Genomic DNA, 17479 nt, shown 5'->3' with positions numbered 1-17479 from the left:
ATACTCAGTACATCCAAAGACAGAATAGTTGCTTTTAAAAGACTGGCAATTTGGTATAATCAGGTAGAAGCCGCTGGATTCAAGTCGTTTAACACCATTTCAAGAACGATACAGAACAACTATGAAACCATATTAAACTACTTTACAAATAGGAGTACCAATGCTTCTGCTGAATCTTTCAATGCTAAAATAAAAGCATTCAGAGCACAGTTTAGGGGAGTAAGAAGTGTAAAGTTTTTCTTATTCAGATTAGCTAAGATTTATGCCTAGTATTAATCCCCAACTTTTTTGCTTGATCCATAAAAGAAAACCCATTAAAGATTTTCCTGAAACCAAACACTGATAAATGGCGAGCCTACAAAACCTGTACAGGTAAAGACCTAAGTTCTTCGCACGGAAATAGCTATTTACGGAACGTTAAAAAACAGCAAAAGCAACAACAATAAATCAAAAATAAAATTGGGCTTTGAATATTTAAGATCCCATTTTTAATTTTACCGGGCGGTTGCGCAAACATTTATTAAGCACTCAACTTTTCACCTTGCCTGGCGATATTGCAAATTTGTTCCGGAAGGCATTGCTGAAATGCTGAACAGAAGAATAACCCATTTCGAATGCAACAGATTTTATCGGTGTACCTTCAAGTAACAGCACTTTCGCACAATTTAGCCTATAATCACTTAAGTAACCAAATATGCTATTATCAAACAAACCTTTAAAGCCTTGCTTAAGTTTAAACTCATTAATACCGCATAATTTTGCAAGCTCGGCAACTGAGGGTGGCTCGTGAATGTGCTCAATAAGATAGTCTCTGGCATAATATAGGCAGTCCCTATCATACGTAGACTGTAAGGCTACATGCTGTTTTTTTGTAACAGCAGTTTCAAAAGCCTCAGCCTGAAGAACAAGCAACTCTATACACTTAGACTCAAGGAACATGAGTTTTAATCTATCTGTATAATTACAATTGAGAATATCCTGTATGCAGCTATGCATCGCCCATGAGATGGGAAGGTTCTGTTCTGCTATCTGTGCATAACGGCCGGCATCTGTATGTTCGGCCAAAACCTGGAGCGCTTTACATGAGTTTTCAGACAGTTGTAAAAACTTTTCTTTAGCAAAATGTACTTCAAAGAAACGGTAGTTATGTGCGGTATCGTATTCACCTGTACCATCAAGTTCGGGCATATAAATAATATTCTGCTGATTGGAACTAAAAATATATTTCTGCTTGTTAACCTGATTGAATATTGTTCCCTTACCAGCTAGTGTAAAACGTAACTTTATCATTTCCGGAACATCGTAAGTGGGCCTAAAATACACTTGATGCTGTTTAAACAAAATGTCGCCATATACGATATAAATATCGCGGGTATTGATCTGCACCAATTCTGCATCACTAAAAGAAAATCTGTATTTCTCCTTTCTTTCTGTTACCAACCGCTCCTGAACCGGAAATTCATCAAAACTGCCCCCTACCTTTTTCCAACTCCCATAATCCTTACCTACATTGATTCCCATAATGGCAATTATCATAAAAAAAACGGATTTTTTCCAAAACGATTATAAACAATTCTATTTTCTGTAAAAGAAAATCCTTTTTGTGTAAATGCATACAATGGCTATTCTTCACTTTTGCCAAACTTGTAAATGGTCTGAACAAAGCAGGTTTTATCAATCTATCCGCTTTAAAAAGGATCTGAAATAAATAACAAAAACATCATAAAAGAGAATAATAGTGTTGCCATGGATAAGCATATAGATTTTACAGAACAGTGTGAGCAGGCAGACTATTCCAATAGCACATCGGCTAAAAACAATATCCCTCACACCAACAACACCATCATTTTCAAACTATTACACTGCCTGAAACTGAAAGCTGATGTTAAACTACTGGAAATCGGCTCGGATGATATGGAACATCTTCCTTTTCTTTTTCAAAAGGCAGATAGGATCAGTTATTATGGCGCCAGCACTTCGGAAGTGTTGCTGCAGAAAGCATTATCAAGCAAGGTATTAACAACGAGAGAAAAGTGGAGTCAATTTATCAAAATTGAAGAAGATGGAAGATTGGAATTTCAAGATGATTTCTTTGATTGTTGCTTCTCAGCAAATAGCCTTTATTTCTGGAAAAACCCGTTGCGATATTTCATGGAAATCTATCGTGTACTCTACCCAGGAGGAAAATTTGATCTTGCCATTGTTGAAAAAAAATTTGGAGGGGATCTTCCCTGGACACAAATGGATTTTACATTTTATGAAATCAGCCAGGTGAAAGATTTTTTCAACCGATCGGGGTTTGTAAATGTTGAGGTGAAGCAAATGACCGAAGAAATAACCAGTAGAGATGGAAAAGAAATAACACGGCCATTTGTAATGATATCTGGCCAGAAATAGGAAAGAGCTATTTTTCCATGAATAACTCCGGGTATTCAATTCCCAATCCGTAAGAATCGGTTTTTAGCTCGGCACTAAATGTTGTTTTTTCGTTTTCATACAGCTATACCGATTCTGATATTCTGGAATAATACTGCATTGCAGGCACTATAGTAGCGGCTATAATATCTATGTATACCACTTCGATTCTATTTCTCAAATGCCCATTAAAAACTAACCTTCTTATCGATAATGTGTTGGTAAAAGGCGTTAATGAAATATCGATATCCAAACAAACCATCAAATCGATGATCAGCTGTATTGTTAACCAGCCAACAGCCATCTTTTTTCTCCACAAGAAGCGTCCTTTCATTTCTGTCCAATATGACATTTATTCCAACAAAATAGGTTGCCCACAACCTATTCGCCTGAATATATCATGGATGGAGGAATTCCAAAAGTCTTTTTAAAAGCAAAAGAGAAATGTGATAAGTCCTCAAAGCCTACTTCAAGATAAACCTGTGTAGGCTTAAGGCTTTTTTCTTTTAACATAAAGAAAGCCATATCAAGTCTTTTTTGTTGGAGCCATTTGTGCGGTGAGGTAAAAAACAGTCGGTTAAAATCTCTTTTAAAACTTGCTAGACTTCTTCCTGTGAGATGAGCAAAATTTTTAATCTCAGTATTAAACATAAAATTCTTACTCATATAAGCTTCAAGATCTATCTTACCGGGCATACCCAAATCTAATAAGGCACTTTGTAATTGAGGTGCATGCAACAACAACAAATCAAGCAAGACCATAGATTTTTCAATCAGCTTTCCTTCGTTTGATCCGTTTCCATATTTATACAAGGAATCAAAATAATCCTGAAGCGGTGTACAGTTTTTTAACGCAAAAATATTTCGTCCTTTGTATCTCTCCTCCATAATTAAGTGATTGCTTGAAATATAATTTTTAATTACTGTATCATTCAAGATCATGCTTACCGATTCGAAATTCTTATCTACTTCAGGCACTTTTATAAGTTTTGCGAGATGGTTCTTTTTAAAGAATATAATGCTGCCCGCAGTAAAAATCTGCTTTTTATCCGCTTCGTAAACTATAAAACTACCTGATTTAATGTGCATTATTGCGAATTCTGTAATAAAAGGATCCGTAACAAGCTTTTTATTTGAATAACACGCGTGTACAAATTTAGCAACTGGCATCACATCCATAACAAAAGTATTTAAGTGTATAATAAAACGAAATTAGTTATAATAAGCATCGACATCATTCAAATGTCGACGCCGACTAAAATAAAATAATTATTGTGCATTATACCCACCATCAACAGCAAGCACGTGCCCTGTCATAAATGGAGATTCTGATGAACCTAAATAATAAATACCATTGGCAATATCTTCAACAGTTCCTAATCGTTTCATCGGATGAATTGCTGCAATGGTTTCCTCGCTATAACTACCCGATTCAATTGCGCTTTTCAAGATGTCGGTCTTAATTGCTCCAGGAGCAATTGCATTGATGCGAATGCCTTGTGTGGCATACTCGACTGCTGCTGCTTTAGTAAGCCCTACTACAGCATGTTTTGAAGCACAATACTGTGCAGCATAAGGAATTCCGTTTAATCCTGCAATGGAAGCAAGGTTAACAATAGATCCTCCGCCTGCTTCCTGCATCGACTTTATAGCATGCTTCATTCCGAAGAATACTCCCATAACATTAGTTTCAAACAGATTTCTTAAATTTTGCTCGCTTGAATCTGCCAAAAAACCTTCAGTTGCACCGGCTATTCCTGCATTATTAACAAAAACATCTATTGTTTTAAATGTATCTTTCGTTTTTGAAATTAAGTTAACAACATCCAACTCATTAGTTACGTCTGTTGCTACAAATAGTGCTTCAGCACCTGTTTCCTTGATCTCTTTTAGGGCTTCTTCACCTGCTTTGTTATTTCTTCCAGAAATAACAACATTGTACCCATTTTTTGCAAAAGCCAAAGCTGTTGCCTTTCCGATTCCTGTCGAACCTCCTGTAACAATTACTGTCTTGTTTTCCATTTTTTTTTATTTTTATTTTTTAATTTATAGTATAAGTGTGCGTCACCAAAAAATCAATGCACTTTGGCGCTACAGTTTAAAAATCCCTAGCTGCATTAGTAAATCAAGAATATCTTCAGAAAATGTGGCTTCAGTTATTTTACCGTCTTTTAGCCTATACATACCCATTCCGTTCCACTTAGCATTTATTCCAGTAGCTTTTCGACCCATGAATTCTCCAGTATTCTTTCCACTGTTAGTGAAATTCACCATAACCTTATCCCCCTTGGCTAGGATATCTTTGACTTCGAGATGCATATCGGTAAATGCGCCACCAATATTTGCTTTTGCAAATGCTTTATAGTTGGCTATACCGTTAATTTCTCCAAGGCTTCCACCTCTCCAAACCATATCTGGATTCCAGAACTTGTCAATAAGGTTAACCTTTCCGCCATTAATCACCTGATCAATAAATTTCTTGACGACTTCAGTGTTCTTTGTTTCAAGGCGTGTTACTACCGGATTTGTTTTTTTTGGTGGGTTCAAAGAACCTTGAGAAAAAGCTACTGTGGTACTTAATGCTAAGATTCCAGATAGGATCATTTTAATTGTTGTTTTCATTTTTTTAAATTTTTATCGTTATGAATTTATAGGACAAATGTAATGCTGTAAAAATCTACATGCTTTGTTGTAAAGCTCAATTTTTAAAGTTCAACAATTTGATCATAGCGGGATACGCCTAACAACAGATGCGGCCGTGCTGGATATGGAAGCTTTACTCCTAAAAGCTATTGGAAATATTGAACAATTGGATGTTTTTTATGATAAATCTTCGATCGAGGGAAAAAGATATTTGATCAGCATAGTGTTTTCAGCAGAAATTGACATACGAATGGCACTTATCGAACACTTTTAATGAACGAAACAATCAGCTTATCTACTTGAAAAACAATGAGTTATTAAACAAAAAAAGGGCAAAAGATTTCGAAAAATCTCTTGCCCCATACAGGGTGGCTGATGGGGCTCGAACCCATTACCGAAAATGATTGGTAAAAAACCTAACATATAGATTTCTATTGATGGATTGAACGTCCTTCAGTAGATTATATTTTAAACTTATAAAAAATCTCCGTATATTATAAACATACACTTTGCACTCAAAAAAGTTGGTGAGTGATTCGGTGAATCACATTTTTGAAACAACCTTTAAAACATATTCAAGCGGGGCAAAATTCAGGTTTATGGCAGTTGCCAGGTATTTTTGCCCGAATAGGATTCGATAAGGCTATTAACTACCTAAAATAACATGCTAGATTGAAATACGGTTAACCTACATTCTGTAAAAACAGATTCAAATCCTCTTCTTTCCCCAAACCTAACTTCTGTTTAATCCGGTAACGGCTCATTCGCACACTTTTAGGCTCGATATGCATCATCTGCGCAATTTTTTTTGTATCCATTTTTAAATGGAGATAAGCACACAGTTTCAGATCGAGTGTGGTGAGTTTTTGTTGAGCGCGCTGGTTTAGCAAAGAGAAGAACTCTGGATGTACTTGCTGGATTTGAAATTTAGCCTCTTCAAAATCATTATCTAAAAGGAGCTCTTCATTCCATATTTTATTAATATTCAGTTGATGGTTGTCATTAAATTTTTCTTTAATCTGAAAAAGCATCTCTTTTTTATGTTCCAGTTGCAATTGGCTGGCCATTACTTCTTTCTGCAACTGCTGCTGCTGACTTTCCAATAATTGCTGCTCTGCCTTCAGTCTTGCCTGCGCCTCTTTTTCGAGTTTCATCTGCAATTCTGCATCCTTTTTTTCCAAATGCAACTGTTTTTCGCGCTGTAACGAATATCTTAACCTAAAATGGTAAGACCTGAACATAAATATTAGTCCCAACAGCGAAGCAATTGCAATACCAATGTACAGGTACTTTTGCTGCTGCGCATATTTTTCGCTCTGCTTTAATAGCTTCACCTCACTGTTTTTTTTTTCAGTTTCGTATTGTACTTCCAGTTTTTGAGCATTTAAAGCCTGCTTCTGATCAAAAAGTTTGCTATTGTATGCTGTTGCCTTTTTCTGAAACTCAAGCGCCTTTCCGTAATTTCCATTTTGCTCATAAAAGTTGGATAGTGCCGTTACGATATTGATCAGTGTATAATAATATGGGGTTTGCTGGCTTTTCATCATATTGTACGCTTCCTGTAAATATCCTTCAGTCATTACAGTATTTTTATCTCTTTTGGCATATTCGCTCAAAATACCTAAACTACTCGCCCGAACCTCTTCTCCATTTAGCACCCTTCTCATTACCTCGTTGGCCATACTTGCATACCGAATGGCATTTGCCTTCGCAGCCTTGTCCGTATCCGGGAAATACCTCAAATAATAATCAGCGCTATTGATACAAGACATGGCGTATGTTTTTCGGGCAACATATTGAGGGTATTGTTTATAAAGATGCTGTACTTTATTTAAGTAGTAAATAATGCTATCTCGCTGTAATTCTTTTTTGGTTGCTACAAAATTGTAATCAGCAGCTACCGACAGGGCAATATAACAGTTGCTCAACAGATTATAGTCGGTAGTCTTCAGTGCACTTTCAGTAGCCTTTTGGGCATATTTATTTACATTTTTCACATCGTCCCACCGCGTATTCAGGGCATATAACTGGTAATATATTTTAGCAGTAAGATAAGGATCGTATTTTTTCTCCAACATTTTAAGCCCCATCTGGCAATACTTGGTTACCAATTCATTATTATCAATAGCATTATAAAACAAAGCCTGTGCGTAATAAGCATAAGCTAAAGCAATGGGCTGTTGTGCCTGTTGCCCAGTAGTTAAAGTGGTATCGCTTGTTTTTTTCAACAAAGCAAACTGCTTCGTATTTGCATAAACATTAACCAGCATAGCGTATGCTTTTGTGGCTTCGGTAAAGTTTTTGAGTTTTATTGACAAACTTACACTTTGTTGCGCCTTTACAATAGCAGCTCCATAATTTGCATTAACCCTATATCTTTCTGCCAACTGCGTAAGCAGGGCTGGTTTATCTTTTTCACTTAAATTATCAAGTGCTGTGCTGTCTAATAATGTTTGCGCCCGGGCCGTGAAGAAACATATGTTAATGCCTATTAAGAATATTATGTTTTTAAAAACCTGATGCTTCATATCGTAAAATTAACATAAAGATTGAAGGTTCGATAAAATTGAAGTTAAAAACCAAAAACAGCACACACAAACAAAACACTAATAATCAACAAGTTAAAAACATCCGTAGATGTATTGTAGACGTTTTATTAAATATGGTAGATGCTCTGTAGGCGGCAAATTCTTTTAAGCAACGATGATTAACCCCAAATTTGATCTAAATAATTTTTCAATCTAAAAAAACAGAAATCATGGACAACAAAACCCTTTCAATCATTTCTTACATCACCCTTATTGGGTGGTTAGTAGCTTATTTCAGTGGAAAGGATAAAGCTGATACTTTACTTAAGTATCATTTAAGGCAGTCGTTAGGTCTTGCCATTGTAAGTATTATTTTCAACATAGCATTTACCATCATTGCCCTTATAGTGCCTAGCTTATCATTTTTGGGATTTGTAGGTTATGCATTTATCATTCTTTGGATTATGGGCATCATCAACGCAGCGAATGGTGCACTGAAACCCATTCCGCTTATCGGTAAATGGTTCGAAGACAAATCTTCATTTGTTGGTAAATTTTAATAAAGATGTTTATGCGCCTCAACATCAAAAATGTCATGCTTATGGTGATGGTCCTGACCATCACCGCATGCGAATTTTCATTCAACACACCAGAAGAATATTTTGACCGGGCAGCCTTAAATTCTAATGAGATATCGCGCTTTGGCACCTACTATTTCGAAGGTTACCAATTTTATATTAAAAACGTATCTGGCACAGCTGGTATGACTTGCGAAAAATATCTTGAAAATTCCATTTTGCATGCCGAAAAGAATTTGGAAAAAGTAAAAAACCTAAGGCCAACTTCGGCGACGAAACCTATGCTAGATGCTTCTATAATATTGTACAATTATGTTTTAACAAGTTACAAAACTGAGCACCTTAAAATAGCTAAAATGATAGATCAGCATGAGCCGGAAGAACAGATTATCAAGGCTTTAACAGCACTAGATACCAAGCGCTATAACGAATTTATAGAGAAATACAATAAGCTGTGGAAACTTGCTGATGTATATGCTAAAGACAATAACATTGAGGTAAAAAAGATGCCTTTTTAGTCATTCTGTCATTCAACTACCCACTTACCCCAACGCTATGGTAAACATAGAAGAATTTAAAAAAAAATTAGGGCTAACCAAAGTTCCGATCAGGCTGAGAAAGTTGGTTTAGTTCCAAAACAACATCTATTCTTTCGAAAATTTTGTTCAAGGCTGGTGTTTAATTGACGACAAATCGGGAGTGAAAAGTTGGAGTGAAAATGAAAACTTTTTAAACAAGTTATTACCTTTTACCCAAGTAAACGGCTAGGGGGGCATTTTATGCGATCTACTAATTAAAAAAACATACAATGTGGAGCGATAGGTACAACTATTACAACATAAAAAGTGATCAGGAGCATACCCAAAAAGTAGCAACCAAAAGTGTAATGGATACGCTGTTCCAAACCGGAAATTTTGTACAGAAAAACCATCAGACTTTGAGCAATGCCAATCATTTTCCCTGGGTTGAGATTACTTTGGTAGAGGCAAAAGAAGGAAGCTATGTTTCGTCAGTAAAGAAAATAGAGTTTATCAATTTGATTGCCATTGTTTGTGCCAAAGGAAAAAATATAGATCAGCAGCTTTACATTAAAACTTTTTTAAAAGTATCCGAAAAATTAAACTGGAAGCTATATCTCGAAGCCGATGATGAGGGAAATGAAAATATAATAATCAATCGTATTCTTTAACGTCAACTACAATGAAATAATAAAAAAGCATTTAAACATTTTGATAACTTATGAATACCATCCATGCAAAACTGTAAATAGTCTGCAGGGGTTTTCAAGAAACAAAATCATTTAATAATATGGCTAAGCAAGCAAAGAAAAAGGTCGATAAAAGAATAGACTCGAGCTTTATCAACATCACAGATAAAAATAATGAAGCTGTTAAAAAGCTATTTTTGGAAGTCGGCATCAATGCACCTGATAGAGACGGAAGGACGCTTCTAATAAATGCAAGCTGCTACGACAATCAACCATTAGTTGAATGGGCACTTAAAAATGGTGCCGACATCAACTATCAAGACAATGGTGGCAGAACTGCATTGCACTTTGCTGTACAAAAAAATGTAATAAATATTATCAAAGTACTTTTAGAAAACAACATCGAGGTTGACAACCCCGATGTTAATGGAAATACCGCTTTGACTATGGGGGTATACAATAATTGTAACCCCGAAATTGTGACTTTATTAGTGAATAATGGGGCAAAACCAGTTTCACCACCCGATTTCAAAAACATGTTTAAAAATAATTAATAAAGCTAGTTTTATAACCCCAGTTCGATTAATATTTATTTGTAATGATTCAGTTTAGCTTCCTTGCTTAACAACGGCAAAAGCCAGATACGGCAGGAGGCATTTGAAAACAACGTTTTAACTGAAATTGAGAAACTGATTCAAAAACAGTGAAAGATAAATTAAACACCTACCCTATGACACAAAAAGATTTACTAGCATTACTGGGCTTACCTGTGTCCGATCCAAAGATCATCGATTTCTTTGTACAGCGAAATCTTGTTCCTCCACATACTATCCCCATTGTAAAACCCAATAGCACTTCACCACTTGGTTTAAAAAACACTAATGGCTTAAAAGACCATGAATGGGGGTTGTCATATTGTTTCAGCTCAGAAGTATTAAATGAAGATTTCCCACTTTTAAAAGAAGGGAAGAACTACCTTCCATATCTAACCCAAATTGTTTTTGACGGTAAACTCTACCAAAAGCGGCAACGAAAAGAGCCCGATAGCTTTTGGAATGCTAGTCCGCCACCTGATAGCAGTATAGAAAATATCGAAAACCATTTCGGTAAATTTGACCGGGCCAAAAAATACCCAAATATATACTTCCCATTTAATGAACATGTAGCTATCACTGTGAGTCTGATATCAGCAGAGAATAGGCTGAGTGGTTATTTTGCCGCTGTAAAAGAAACGTACGAATTGTATCATGCCACAGAATTTGACCGTAAATGGAACTACGAAGTAAACTTAATTTTAATGATAATAAAATGGCTAAATGATCATCATTACCTAATTAACCTTTGGCAGCCCTTAACAAATAATGTTGATAACGTATTGGCCTTTGTACAAACCGCATTAAACGGCCATTTATGGGAAAGTCAATTAATACAAAACGAACAGTTGCGCAAATTTATGCTTAGCCCTTTTGACTCGAATTATGGTTTAAAAGTGAAATTTTATATGCTATTGGGGAAACTAGCGTATCATGAAGGCCTTGATTGGGAAGCACAAAAACAATGGGTAGCCACTATTCCTTTTAATGATGAAACCTACACCACATTTTGTACTGCAATCGACGAAAGTTTTGAGCAATACAAAGCAAACAATTGAATAAAAACTCATTTTAACAGTAAATAGTTGGTAATGTACCTAACCTAGACAATTATGCGACAAGGGCTTTCGATATTCTGGATAATTTACATGCTGTTTTTCGCTATTCCTTTTCCCATGTTGTTATATTATAACATCAAGAGCGACAACATACCCAATTTGATAAATACCGATCCTTGGTTTGCACTGAGCTTAGTAGCCGTTTCTATCCTATTGTGGATCACTCTTTTAACAGGATATTACCGCAAATGGGTACTCCGTAATTTTTCAATAAAACGGAATATAGAAAAACTTAAAACTACAGGCGAGGCCCGTGAGGCGAAAATAGTAGAAGCTACAAAAATATCAAAAGCAGGTGCCGCTTACGATACCTATGAACTTATCCTTCAGTTTAAAAATCTGGTGGGTAGCGAGATCAGGCAAAAAACAGCCGTAAATGATTCAAAACCTTACGAACGCCGTTATGAGGTTGGTAGAACCGTGGGTTTATTACTGGATAAGGACGTGAACAAGATTCCCTATTTCATTTTCGCCAGTACAGAGGTAAGTATTAAGAAAAGTATTGTTGCGTTGATTAACCTCGGCTGGCTCACAATTGCATGTATTGTTGCTGGTTATTTTGTATATTCCTATCAATCAGAAAGCGAAGGCATGGGCTGGCGTTTTATGAGCTTCGGACACCCCTTATTAATCTGCCCAGCCGTTCTCCTTTTTTACCGTTTTATAGCCACTTTTATTTTCAGTAAATTCTTGGGCAAACCCAAAGAGTCATTCCTCATTAAATTTAAGGGCACACAGGTAACTGCGCGCTTGATTAAGGCCAGCCAAACCGGAACCTACATAAATGAACAGCCCATGATTAATTTTGAACTGGAATTTACCGATCAGTACAACCACAAGTACAAAGCAAATGTTAAAAAAATTGTAAACCTGCTCGATCTTGATATAACCAAACAGGAACATATATCTATTTTTTACCTCAAAGAAAATCCAGAAAAAATTGCCTTTGAAAAAGACTTAAACGAAATTAACGGAGAATTTTGATGAAAAACTTAACCAATATTTCTTCGCTGATGATACTGTGCTGCTTCCTTGGCTTTGGTTGTAAACAAATCAAAAAAAGTGTAGATGAAACTTTTCATCCAAACGATTCTTTAGTCAGAAAATATAATAAAGAAAATCATTTTGGCACAAATGGAGAATATACCGGCACCACTAAAACAACAACTTCTACACAGCATCATCAGGAGAAAATTGTGGTCATCAATGGCGATACGGTTAACACAACTGAACTTCAAGGAAAGGCAAAAGATCTTTTTCATGATATTGAATTGCTGAAACAAAAGCAAACACCAGCTAACGGTAAGGAAATCCAAAAAAGGGTAAATGAATTTTTAAAGGAAATGAACCTGCCACCAACTGGAAAGAAAAATATTGGCGCAGAAAAAACGGTAGTAAAAGCAAAAGAAGGAATGTTAACGGCCTCGGAATTACAACAGGCAGAAGAGAAACTGAGAAAACTACCACAGTACCACAACAAAGAAATTATGATGTATGAATCTGTACATTTTTACGAAGACGGCTCTATTAACCTGGCATTACAACATCCCGAAAATCCTAAATATGTAGATGCATACAAGTACAAAGATGGCTCTTGGTCTGAACCAAAACCTGTACTGGCTAGAAACATTGAACGCAGAACATTTCCATTAAGTAAAATGAATTTCGCAGATGCACAAAAAGTGATACAAATCTACAATGATAAGGCCGCTGAGATTGAAGGTGCAAAGCCCACCACTACGGTTTACATTTCCATTTGGGATAATGGCATGCGCTGGTTTCCATCAACCATTAACGGCAGCCGAGAACGTTATGATCTTCAGTTTAATAATGATGGAACACTTAAAAGTTTTAGGCAAGAGTGAAACATGAATGGGCCTAGCTAATCTGCTGATCAAAAGAACAATTCTAAATAGTACAATGCAGTCTAGCTTAACATATACTTTAATTTCTGGAAACATAGGCAATGTAATTTTGCATCAAACGGAAAACAAAACTTTATGAACAAAACATTACTAAAGCAAAAGGCATTGGCCCTTGCTGTTGCCGCATTCGTTACTTCGGCTGTTGTGATCAGTGCCTGTAAAAAAAATAACGAGGCAGAAAACCCAGAAACCGCTCCAGTTACCCTAAAAGATTATTCAGTAAATCCTTCATTGGTAAAGACCATGCCTGGTTTTGAAAGCCTGAATATTACAACCTTGATCAGCTCGGATGATGTGCTGGCAGAATCGCCAAATTTTATATTTGGTGCTCAACCTGATGGAGCAGGAATTATCAAAAATCCAGCTGGTGAAGGTTTTATCATGATTAATAACCATGAAATTCTTCAATCGGTATCGAGAGTATATTTAGATAAAAATTTCAAACCTGTAAAAGGAGAATATATTGTAGATTCTGATGGTGGCATGACCCGTTTATGCTCTGCTACAATGGTAACCCCAGAAGAACATGGCTTTTCTAAACCAGTTTTCTTAACTGCCGGAGAAAGCGGTGCAGAATCTATGATCCACGCGATCGACCCACTTGCTGCAGCAGATAAAAAGAATAAACAAAGAACAGTTAGTGCACTAGGCAGATGGAGCGCCGAAAATGCAGTACCTCTTCCTAAAGCATCATATGCTGGCAAAACCGTTATCCTGATTGGTGAAGATGAAACCGATGGGCAATTGGCTATGTATGTGTCCAACACCCAAGGTGACCTAGAAAATGGAAAGTTATATGTGATGAAACGCAGCAATAACGATCCGATAGAAACCAACATGGACAAAGGACAAAGCTACGATGTGGAATTTGTAGAGCTTGATAACGTAAAAAGCAGTACTGGCGCACAATTACAGCAACAAACAATCGATAAAAAAGCACTAATGTTAGCCCGTGTAGAAGATATCGATTACAGAAAAGGTAGTGCAGCAAACGGACGCGAAGTATATTTCACTGCAACCGGTGTTAGCCAGGGCGATAAATTGACTCCAGTAAGTGGAAAAACCATGTGGGGACGTGTTTACAAATTAGTATTAGACGCAAGTAATCCTTTAAAAGGTAAATTAGAAGTTGCTGTTGATGGAAATGACAATCCTGGAAAAAGCATTGTAAATCCAGACAACCTTTGTGTAACCGAAAACTATGTTTACATCCAGGAAGATGGAGATTCGTTCTACAAAAACAACGACCATGATGGAACCATCTGGCAATTTGCAATGGCTTCAAAATCGTTAAAACCGATGTTACAAATGAACCACCGCAGAACTGATGCGACCTTTAACGCTAAATACAACCCATCAAACAGTGTACTATTAAGTAGTTGGGAATATGGCGCGATGTATGATATCTCTGCACTAACTGGGATCCCCGATACATTCATAATTAATTTACACCCACATACCTGGACAAGCGATAAATACAAAAATGCTGATGGTGGTACAACAAGATTGGTAAATAATAACGAAGGCGGACAAGTAGTAATCGTTCGCGGCGTTTCTAAATAACTTAAATCACTTCTTTATCCCTTTCGGTAAACACCGGAAGGGATTTTTCTATTTTATTTCAACTCCTACTACGCATGTCTAGCCTTAAAAAAATTGTTTTTTTTGTTGTATTTATTACCATCACTACTCTGTTATCCATTTTCTGCAAAACAGAAAACAGATCAAATGCAGAACTGGTGAAAGCAGATTTTGATAAACAGCTTACCGAATTTCAAAGCATTGTTGATCAGAAATTATCGAAGGCTGTTCAAAACAGGGATGAAAAGGCAATTAAACAATCTTTTTTACAGGCAAGAATAAAATACAAACAGTTGGAGTATTATATTGAATATTTTTTTCCTTCAACTTCTGCCCTGCTTAACGGTGCCCCAATAGATGAAATTGAACTGGGTGAAAATCTCATTGAAAACCCAACAGGCTTTCAGGTAATGGAAGAAATAATCTATGAGGAACCAACAGCAGAAAACCGAAAGGAATTACTTAATGAGGTAAAAAAAATGCAGCTCAACCTGCAACGTGTTAGCCGTTTTAATGAACAATACCAAATTACCGATGCACAATTATTTGATGCCATCCGTTTAGAAATTTTCAGGATTACCAGTTTAGGCATTACTGGTTTTGATACGCCAAATGCTTTACAATCGATACCCGAAACGGCTTCGGCACTTCAGGGAATAGCTTACGTATTGGCAAAGTATGAAAATAATGCATCAGATAAATTGATACATTCAGCGATAAGCTACCTGGATAAAAACCCCGATTTTAATCATTTCGATCGCTTAACTTTTATAACCGAATATCTTGATCCAATCAGCAGACAGATCAATAAACTTCGTTTAGAGAAGAAAATATCGACTGCTGCTAGTGGTGCTGCGCTGCGCGATGATGCTACAAGTATGTTTCAGGTAAACGCCTTTAATGTAAACAAATTTGTAGGCAATAGTACCCTATTTATTAATGATGATAAAATTGCACTTGGAAAAATCCTGTTCAACGATGCTGTACTTTCTAATGGAAATAACCGGAGCTGTGCCAGCTGCCATCAACAATCACTCGCCTTTACCGATGGCTTAACCAAAGCAGCAGGAATTTCAAAAGGAAAATTGTTATTGAGAAATACACCAACCTTAGCTTATGCAGGATTACAGCGTGGATTCTTTTATGATTTAAAGGCCGGAACCTTAGAAGATCAGGCGCTTGATGTGGTTCATCATAAACAGGAAATGAACGGTTCACTCGAACAAGCAGCGGCAAGAATCAATTCATCAAAAAACTATGTTGCCCTTTTCCAAAGCGCTTATAAGGATAAAACTGCGAAAGCCGATCCCTGGAAAATCCAGCATGTATTGGCATCATATATCCGTTCGTTATCTCCATTTAGCTCTCGATTTGACCGCTATATGCAGGGAGATAAAAAACAGTTAAGTAAAGAAGAAAAAGAGGGGTTTAATCTTTTTATGGGAAAAGCCAAATGTGGTAGCTGTCATTTTGCACCCCTATTTAATGGTACCCAGGCACCGCTCTTTATTAAAAGTGAAGCAGAAGTTTTAGGCGTACCAGCTACTACAGATACCCTAAAACCTAAAATAGATACTGACCTGGGCCGATATGCCCTTTATGCCTACCCACAGTATAAACATGCTTTTAAAACCTCAACCATAAGAAATATCACTAAAACAGGCCCATATATGCATAACGGTGTTTATAAAACCTTAGCGCAGGTGATGGATTTTTATAACCAAGGTGGTGGCGCAGGCATGGGGATTAATATTAAAAACCAGACTTTATCTTCCGATAAGCTAAACTTAAGCAAACTGGAAATCAAACAGGTTATTGCATTTTTAGGCACACTTGAGGATGTTCAATAAATCAAATATTCTCGCGTCATCCTGAGAAGTCAGTTTTTAAACTGAAAAACATTGGAGTTGCAATAACAGGTTTTAGCGGTTCGTCATTCCCAACTTGATTGGGAATCGTGCCAAAGGCATCCCTTTGGGATAATGCAATAAGCTTTAAGATTCCCACCTGCGTGGGAATGACGCTCGGTCTTTTAAATCTGTCAATGGTAGTTCATCTCAGGATCTTAATCGCATGATAGATACTGATCCCCAACATTCGGGACAGTATGATGCAAGGTATAGACCTAATAGTATCCCTTACAACAAATCCTTCAATACCACCCAAACATTTTCTGCAAGGATCTTATCTCCTTCGGCAGTTGGGTGTATACCATCGGCCTGGTTTAATGTCGGAACACCGCCTACTTTATCCAATAAAAATGGGATCAGGGCCATTTGGTTTTTCTTCGCCAGATCAGGAAACATGTTTTTAAAGTCTGTAGCATATTTTGCACCCATATTTGGAGGAACCTGCATACCAGCAAGCACCATTTTAGTATCCGGGTATTTAGCTTTTACACGATCAATAATCGCCTGAAGGTTTTTAAAGGTTTGCGATACAGGTAATCCACGTAAACCATCATTGGCGCCGAGTTCGAGCACAAAAATATCCACACGCTGTTTAAGTAACCAATCAATCCGCCCTTTTCCACCAGCGGAAGTTTCTCCACTTAAACCACCATTAATTACTTTGTAAGGCATTTGTAAAGAATCAATCCGGTTTTGGATTAATGCCGGGTACGCTTCTGTTGGGTCGAGCCCATAACCCGCCGTTAAACTGGTACCAAAAAAAAGGATATTCTTCCGTTCAGTAGCCGCAATTGCCGTTTTTCGGTCAGCCGAATCTAAAGTTTTATCCCTATTGTCTTTACTTTCCCGGTTTCCGCAGCTTAGCAGTACAAGGCTTAAAACAAATAGCCCCATTAATCGTTTTCGTAACATATCTAATTAATCTATATCTAATTATTATTTAAACCATTACCTTAACAGGCAGCGCCTTGTTATGTTTGG

General features: G+C 36.8%; 18 protein-coding genes. 11 read left to right on the top strand and 7 right to left on the bottom strand.

Features of this window, described 5'->3' with window-relative positions:
- The coding region (locus EZ456_RS16045; RefSeq protein WP_165501350.1) for a transposase at positions 1-270 on the top strand (270 nt) is incomplete at its 5' end.
- Positions 271-528: 258 nt separating this feature from the next.
- On the opposite strand, the gene EZ456_RS16040 is transcribed toward EZ456_RS16045, so the two are convergent.
- Positions 529-1521 carry a helix-turn-helix domain-containing protein gene (locus tag EZ456_RS16040; protein WP_205945116.1) on the bottom strand — a complete coding sequence of 331 codons (993 nt, stop codon included), beginning with the start codon at positions 1519-1521 and terminating at the stop codon, positions 529-531.
- Between the two features lie 225 nt (positions 1522-1746).
- On the opposite strand from EZ456_RS16040, the gene EZ456_RS16035 reads away from it, so the two are divergent.
- Entirely contained in the window at positions 1747-2397 is a 651-nt protein-coding gene (locus tag EZ456_RS16035; RefSeq protein WP_131531832.1) for a class I SAM-dependent methyltransferase, read from the top strand.
- Positions 2398-2500: 103 nt separating this feature from the next.
- Here the strand turns inward: EZ456_RS16035 and EZ456_RS16030 are convergent, their stop codons facing one another.
- From EZ456_RS16030 to EZ456_RS16010, 5 genes are all read right to left on the bottom strand, one after another.
- A complete protein-coding gene (locus EZ456_RS16030; RefSeq protein ID WP_165501349.1) occupies positions 2501-2749 on the bottom strand; it encodes a putative glycolipid-binding domain-containing protein in 249 nt (82 codons plus the stop codon).
- Between the two features lie 47 nt (positions 2750-2796).
- Positions 2797-3594 (bottom strand): helix-turn-helix domain-containing protein, encoded by a 798-nt coding sequence (locus EZ456_RS16025; protein ID WP_131531828.1) that lies wholly within the window; start codon positions 3592-3594, stop codon positions 2797-2799.
- Between the two features lie 90 nt (positions 3595-3684).
- Positions 3685-4437, bottom strand: coding sequence for an SDR family NAD(P)-dependent oxidoreductase (locus tag EZ456_RS16020; RefSeq protein ID WP_131531826.1), 753 nt, complete (start codon positions 4435-4437; stop codon positions 3685-3687).
- Between the two features lie 69 nt (positions 4438-4506).
- On the bottom strand, positions 4507-5037 hold the full coding sequence (locus tag EZ456_RS16015) for an ester cyclase (protein WP_131531824.1): 531 nt from the start codon (positions 5035-5037) through the stop codon (positions 4507-4509).
- Between the two features lie 704 nt (positions 5038-5741).
- Complete coding sequence (locus tag EZ456_RS16010; protein WP_131531822.1) at positions 5742-7586, bottom strand: hypothetical protein; 1845 nt, start codon at positions 7584-7586, stop codon at positions 5742-5744.
- Positions 7587-7816: 230 nt separating this feature from the next.
- Between EZ456_RS16010 and EZ456_RS16005 the strand changes: the two genes are divergently transcribed.
- The 9 genes from EZ456_RS16005 to EZ456_RS15965 all read left to right on the top strand — a co-directional run bounded on the left by EZ456_RS16005 (position 7817) and on the right by EZ456_RS15965 (position 16438).
- A complete protein-coding gene (locus tag EZ456_RS16005; RefSeq protein ID WP_131531820.1) occupies positions 7817-8146 on the top strand; it encodes a DUF4870 domain-containing protein in 330 nt (109 codons plus the stop codon).
- An 11-nt stretch (positions 8147-8157) separates the two neighbouring features.
- Entirely contained in the window at positions 8158-8682 is a 525-nt protein-coding gene (locus EZ456_RS16000) for a hypothetical protein (RefSeq protein ID WP_131531818.1), read from the top strand.
- Positions 8683-8972: 290 nt separating this feature from the next.
- Positions 8973-9353, top strand: a complete 381-nt coding sequence (locus tag EZ456_RS15995) for a hypothetical protein (RefSeq protein ID WP_131531816.1) — start codon at positions 8973-8975, stop codon at positions 9351-9353.
- Between the two features lie 119 nt (positions 9354-9472).
- Positions 9473-9925, top strand: a complete 453-nt coding sequence (locus EZ456_RS15990) for an ankyrin repeat domain-containing protein (protein ID WP_131531814.1) — start codon at positions 9473-9475, stop codon at positions 9923-9925.
- A gap of 176 nt (positions 9926-10101) precedes the next feature.
- Positions 10102-11022 carry a hypothetical protein gene (locus EZ456_RS15985; protein ID WP_131531812.1) on the top strand — a complete coding sequence of 307 codons (921 nt, stop codon included), beginning with the start codon at positions 10102-10104 and terminating at the stop codon, positions 11020-11022.
- Positions 11023-11076: 54 nt separating this feature from the next.
- Positions 11077-12066, top strand: coding sequence for a hypothetical protein (locus EZ456_RS15980; protein ID WP_131531810.1), 990 nt, complete (start codon positions 11077-11079; stop codon positions 12064-12066).
- On the top strand, positions 12066-12947 hold the full coding sequence (locus tag EZ456_RS15975; protein WP_131531808.1) for a hypothetical protein: 882 nt from the start codon (positions 12066-12068) through the stop codon (positions 12945-12947). The genes EZ456_RS15980 and EZ456_RS15975 overlap by 1 nt, the downstream gene beginning before the upstream one ends.
- 135 nt (positions 12948-13082) lie before the next feature.
- The gene (locus EZ456_RS15970; RefSeq protein WP_131531806.1) at positions 13083-14570 is read left to right on the top strand and encodes a PhoX family protein; all 1488 of its coding nucleotides are present in this window, start codon (positions 13083-13085) and stop codon (positions 14568-14570) included.
- A 74-nt stretch (positions 14571-14644) separates the two neighbouring features.
- On the top strand, positions 14645-16438 hold the full coding sequence (locus EZ456_RS15965) for a cytochrome-c peroxidase (protein WP_131531804.1): 1794 nt from the start codon (positions 14645-14647) through the stop codon (positions 16436-16438).
- Between the two features lie 288 nt (positions 16439-16726).
- Here the strand turns inward: EZ456_RS15965 and EZ456_RS15960 are convergent, their stop codons facing one another.
- Complete coding sequence (locus tag EZ456_RS15960; protein WP_131531802.1) at positions 16727-17410, bottom strand: arylesterase; 684 nt, start codon at positions 17408-17410, stop codon at positions 16727-16729.
- Positions 17411-17479: the final 69 nt, after the last annotated feature.

Source organism: Pedobacter psychrodurus (assembly GCF_004331735.1).
Lineage (GTDB): Bacteria > Bacteroidota > Bacteroidia > Sphingobacteriales > Sphingobacteriaceae > Pedobacter > Pedobacter psychrodurus.
This window is presented reverse-complemented; position numbering and strand designations above follow the sequence as displayed.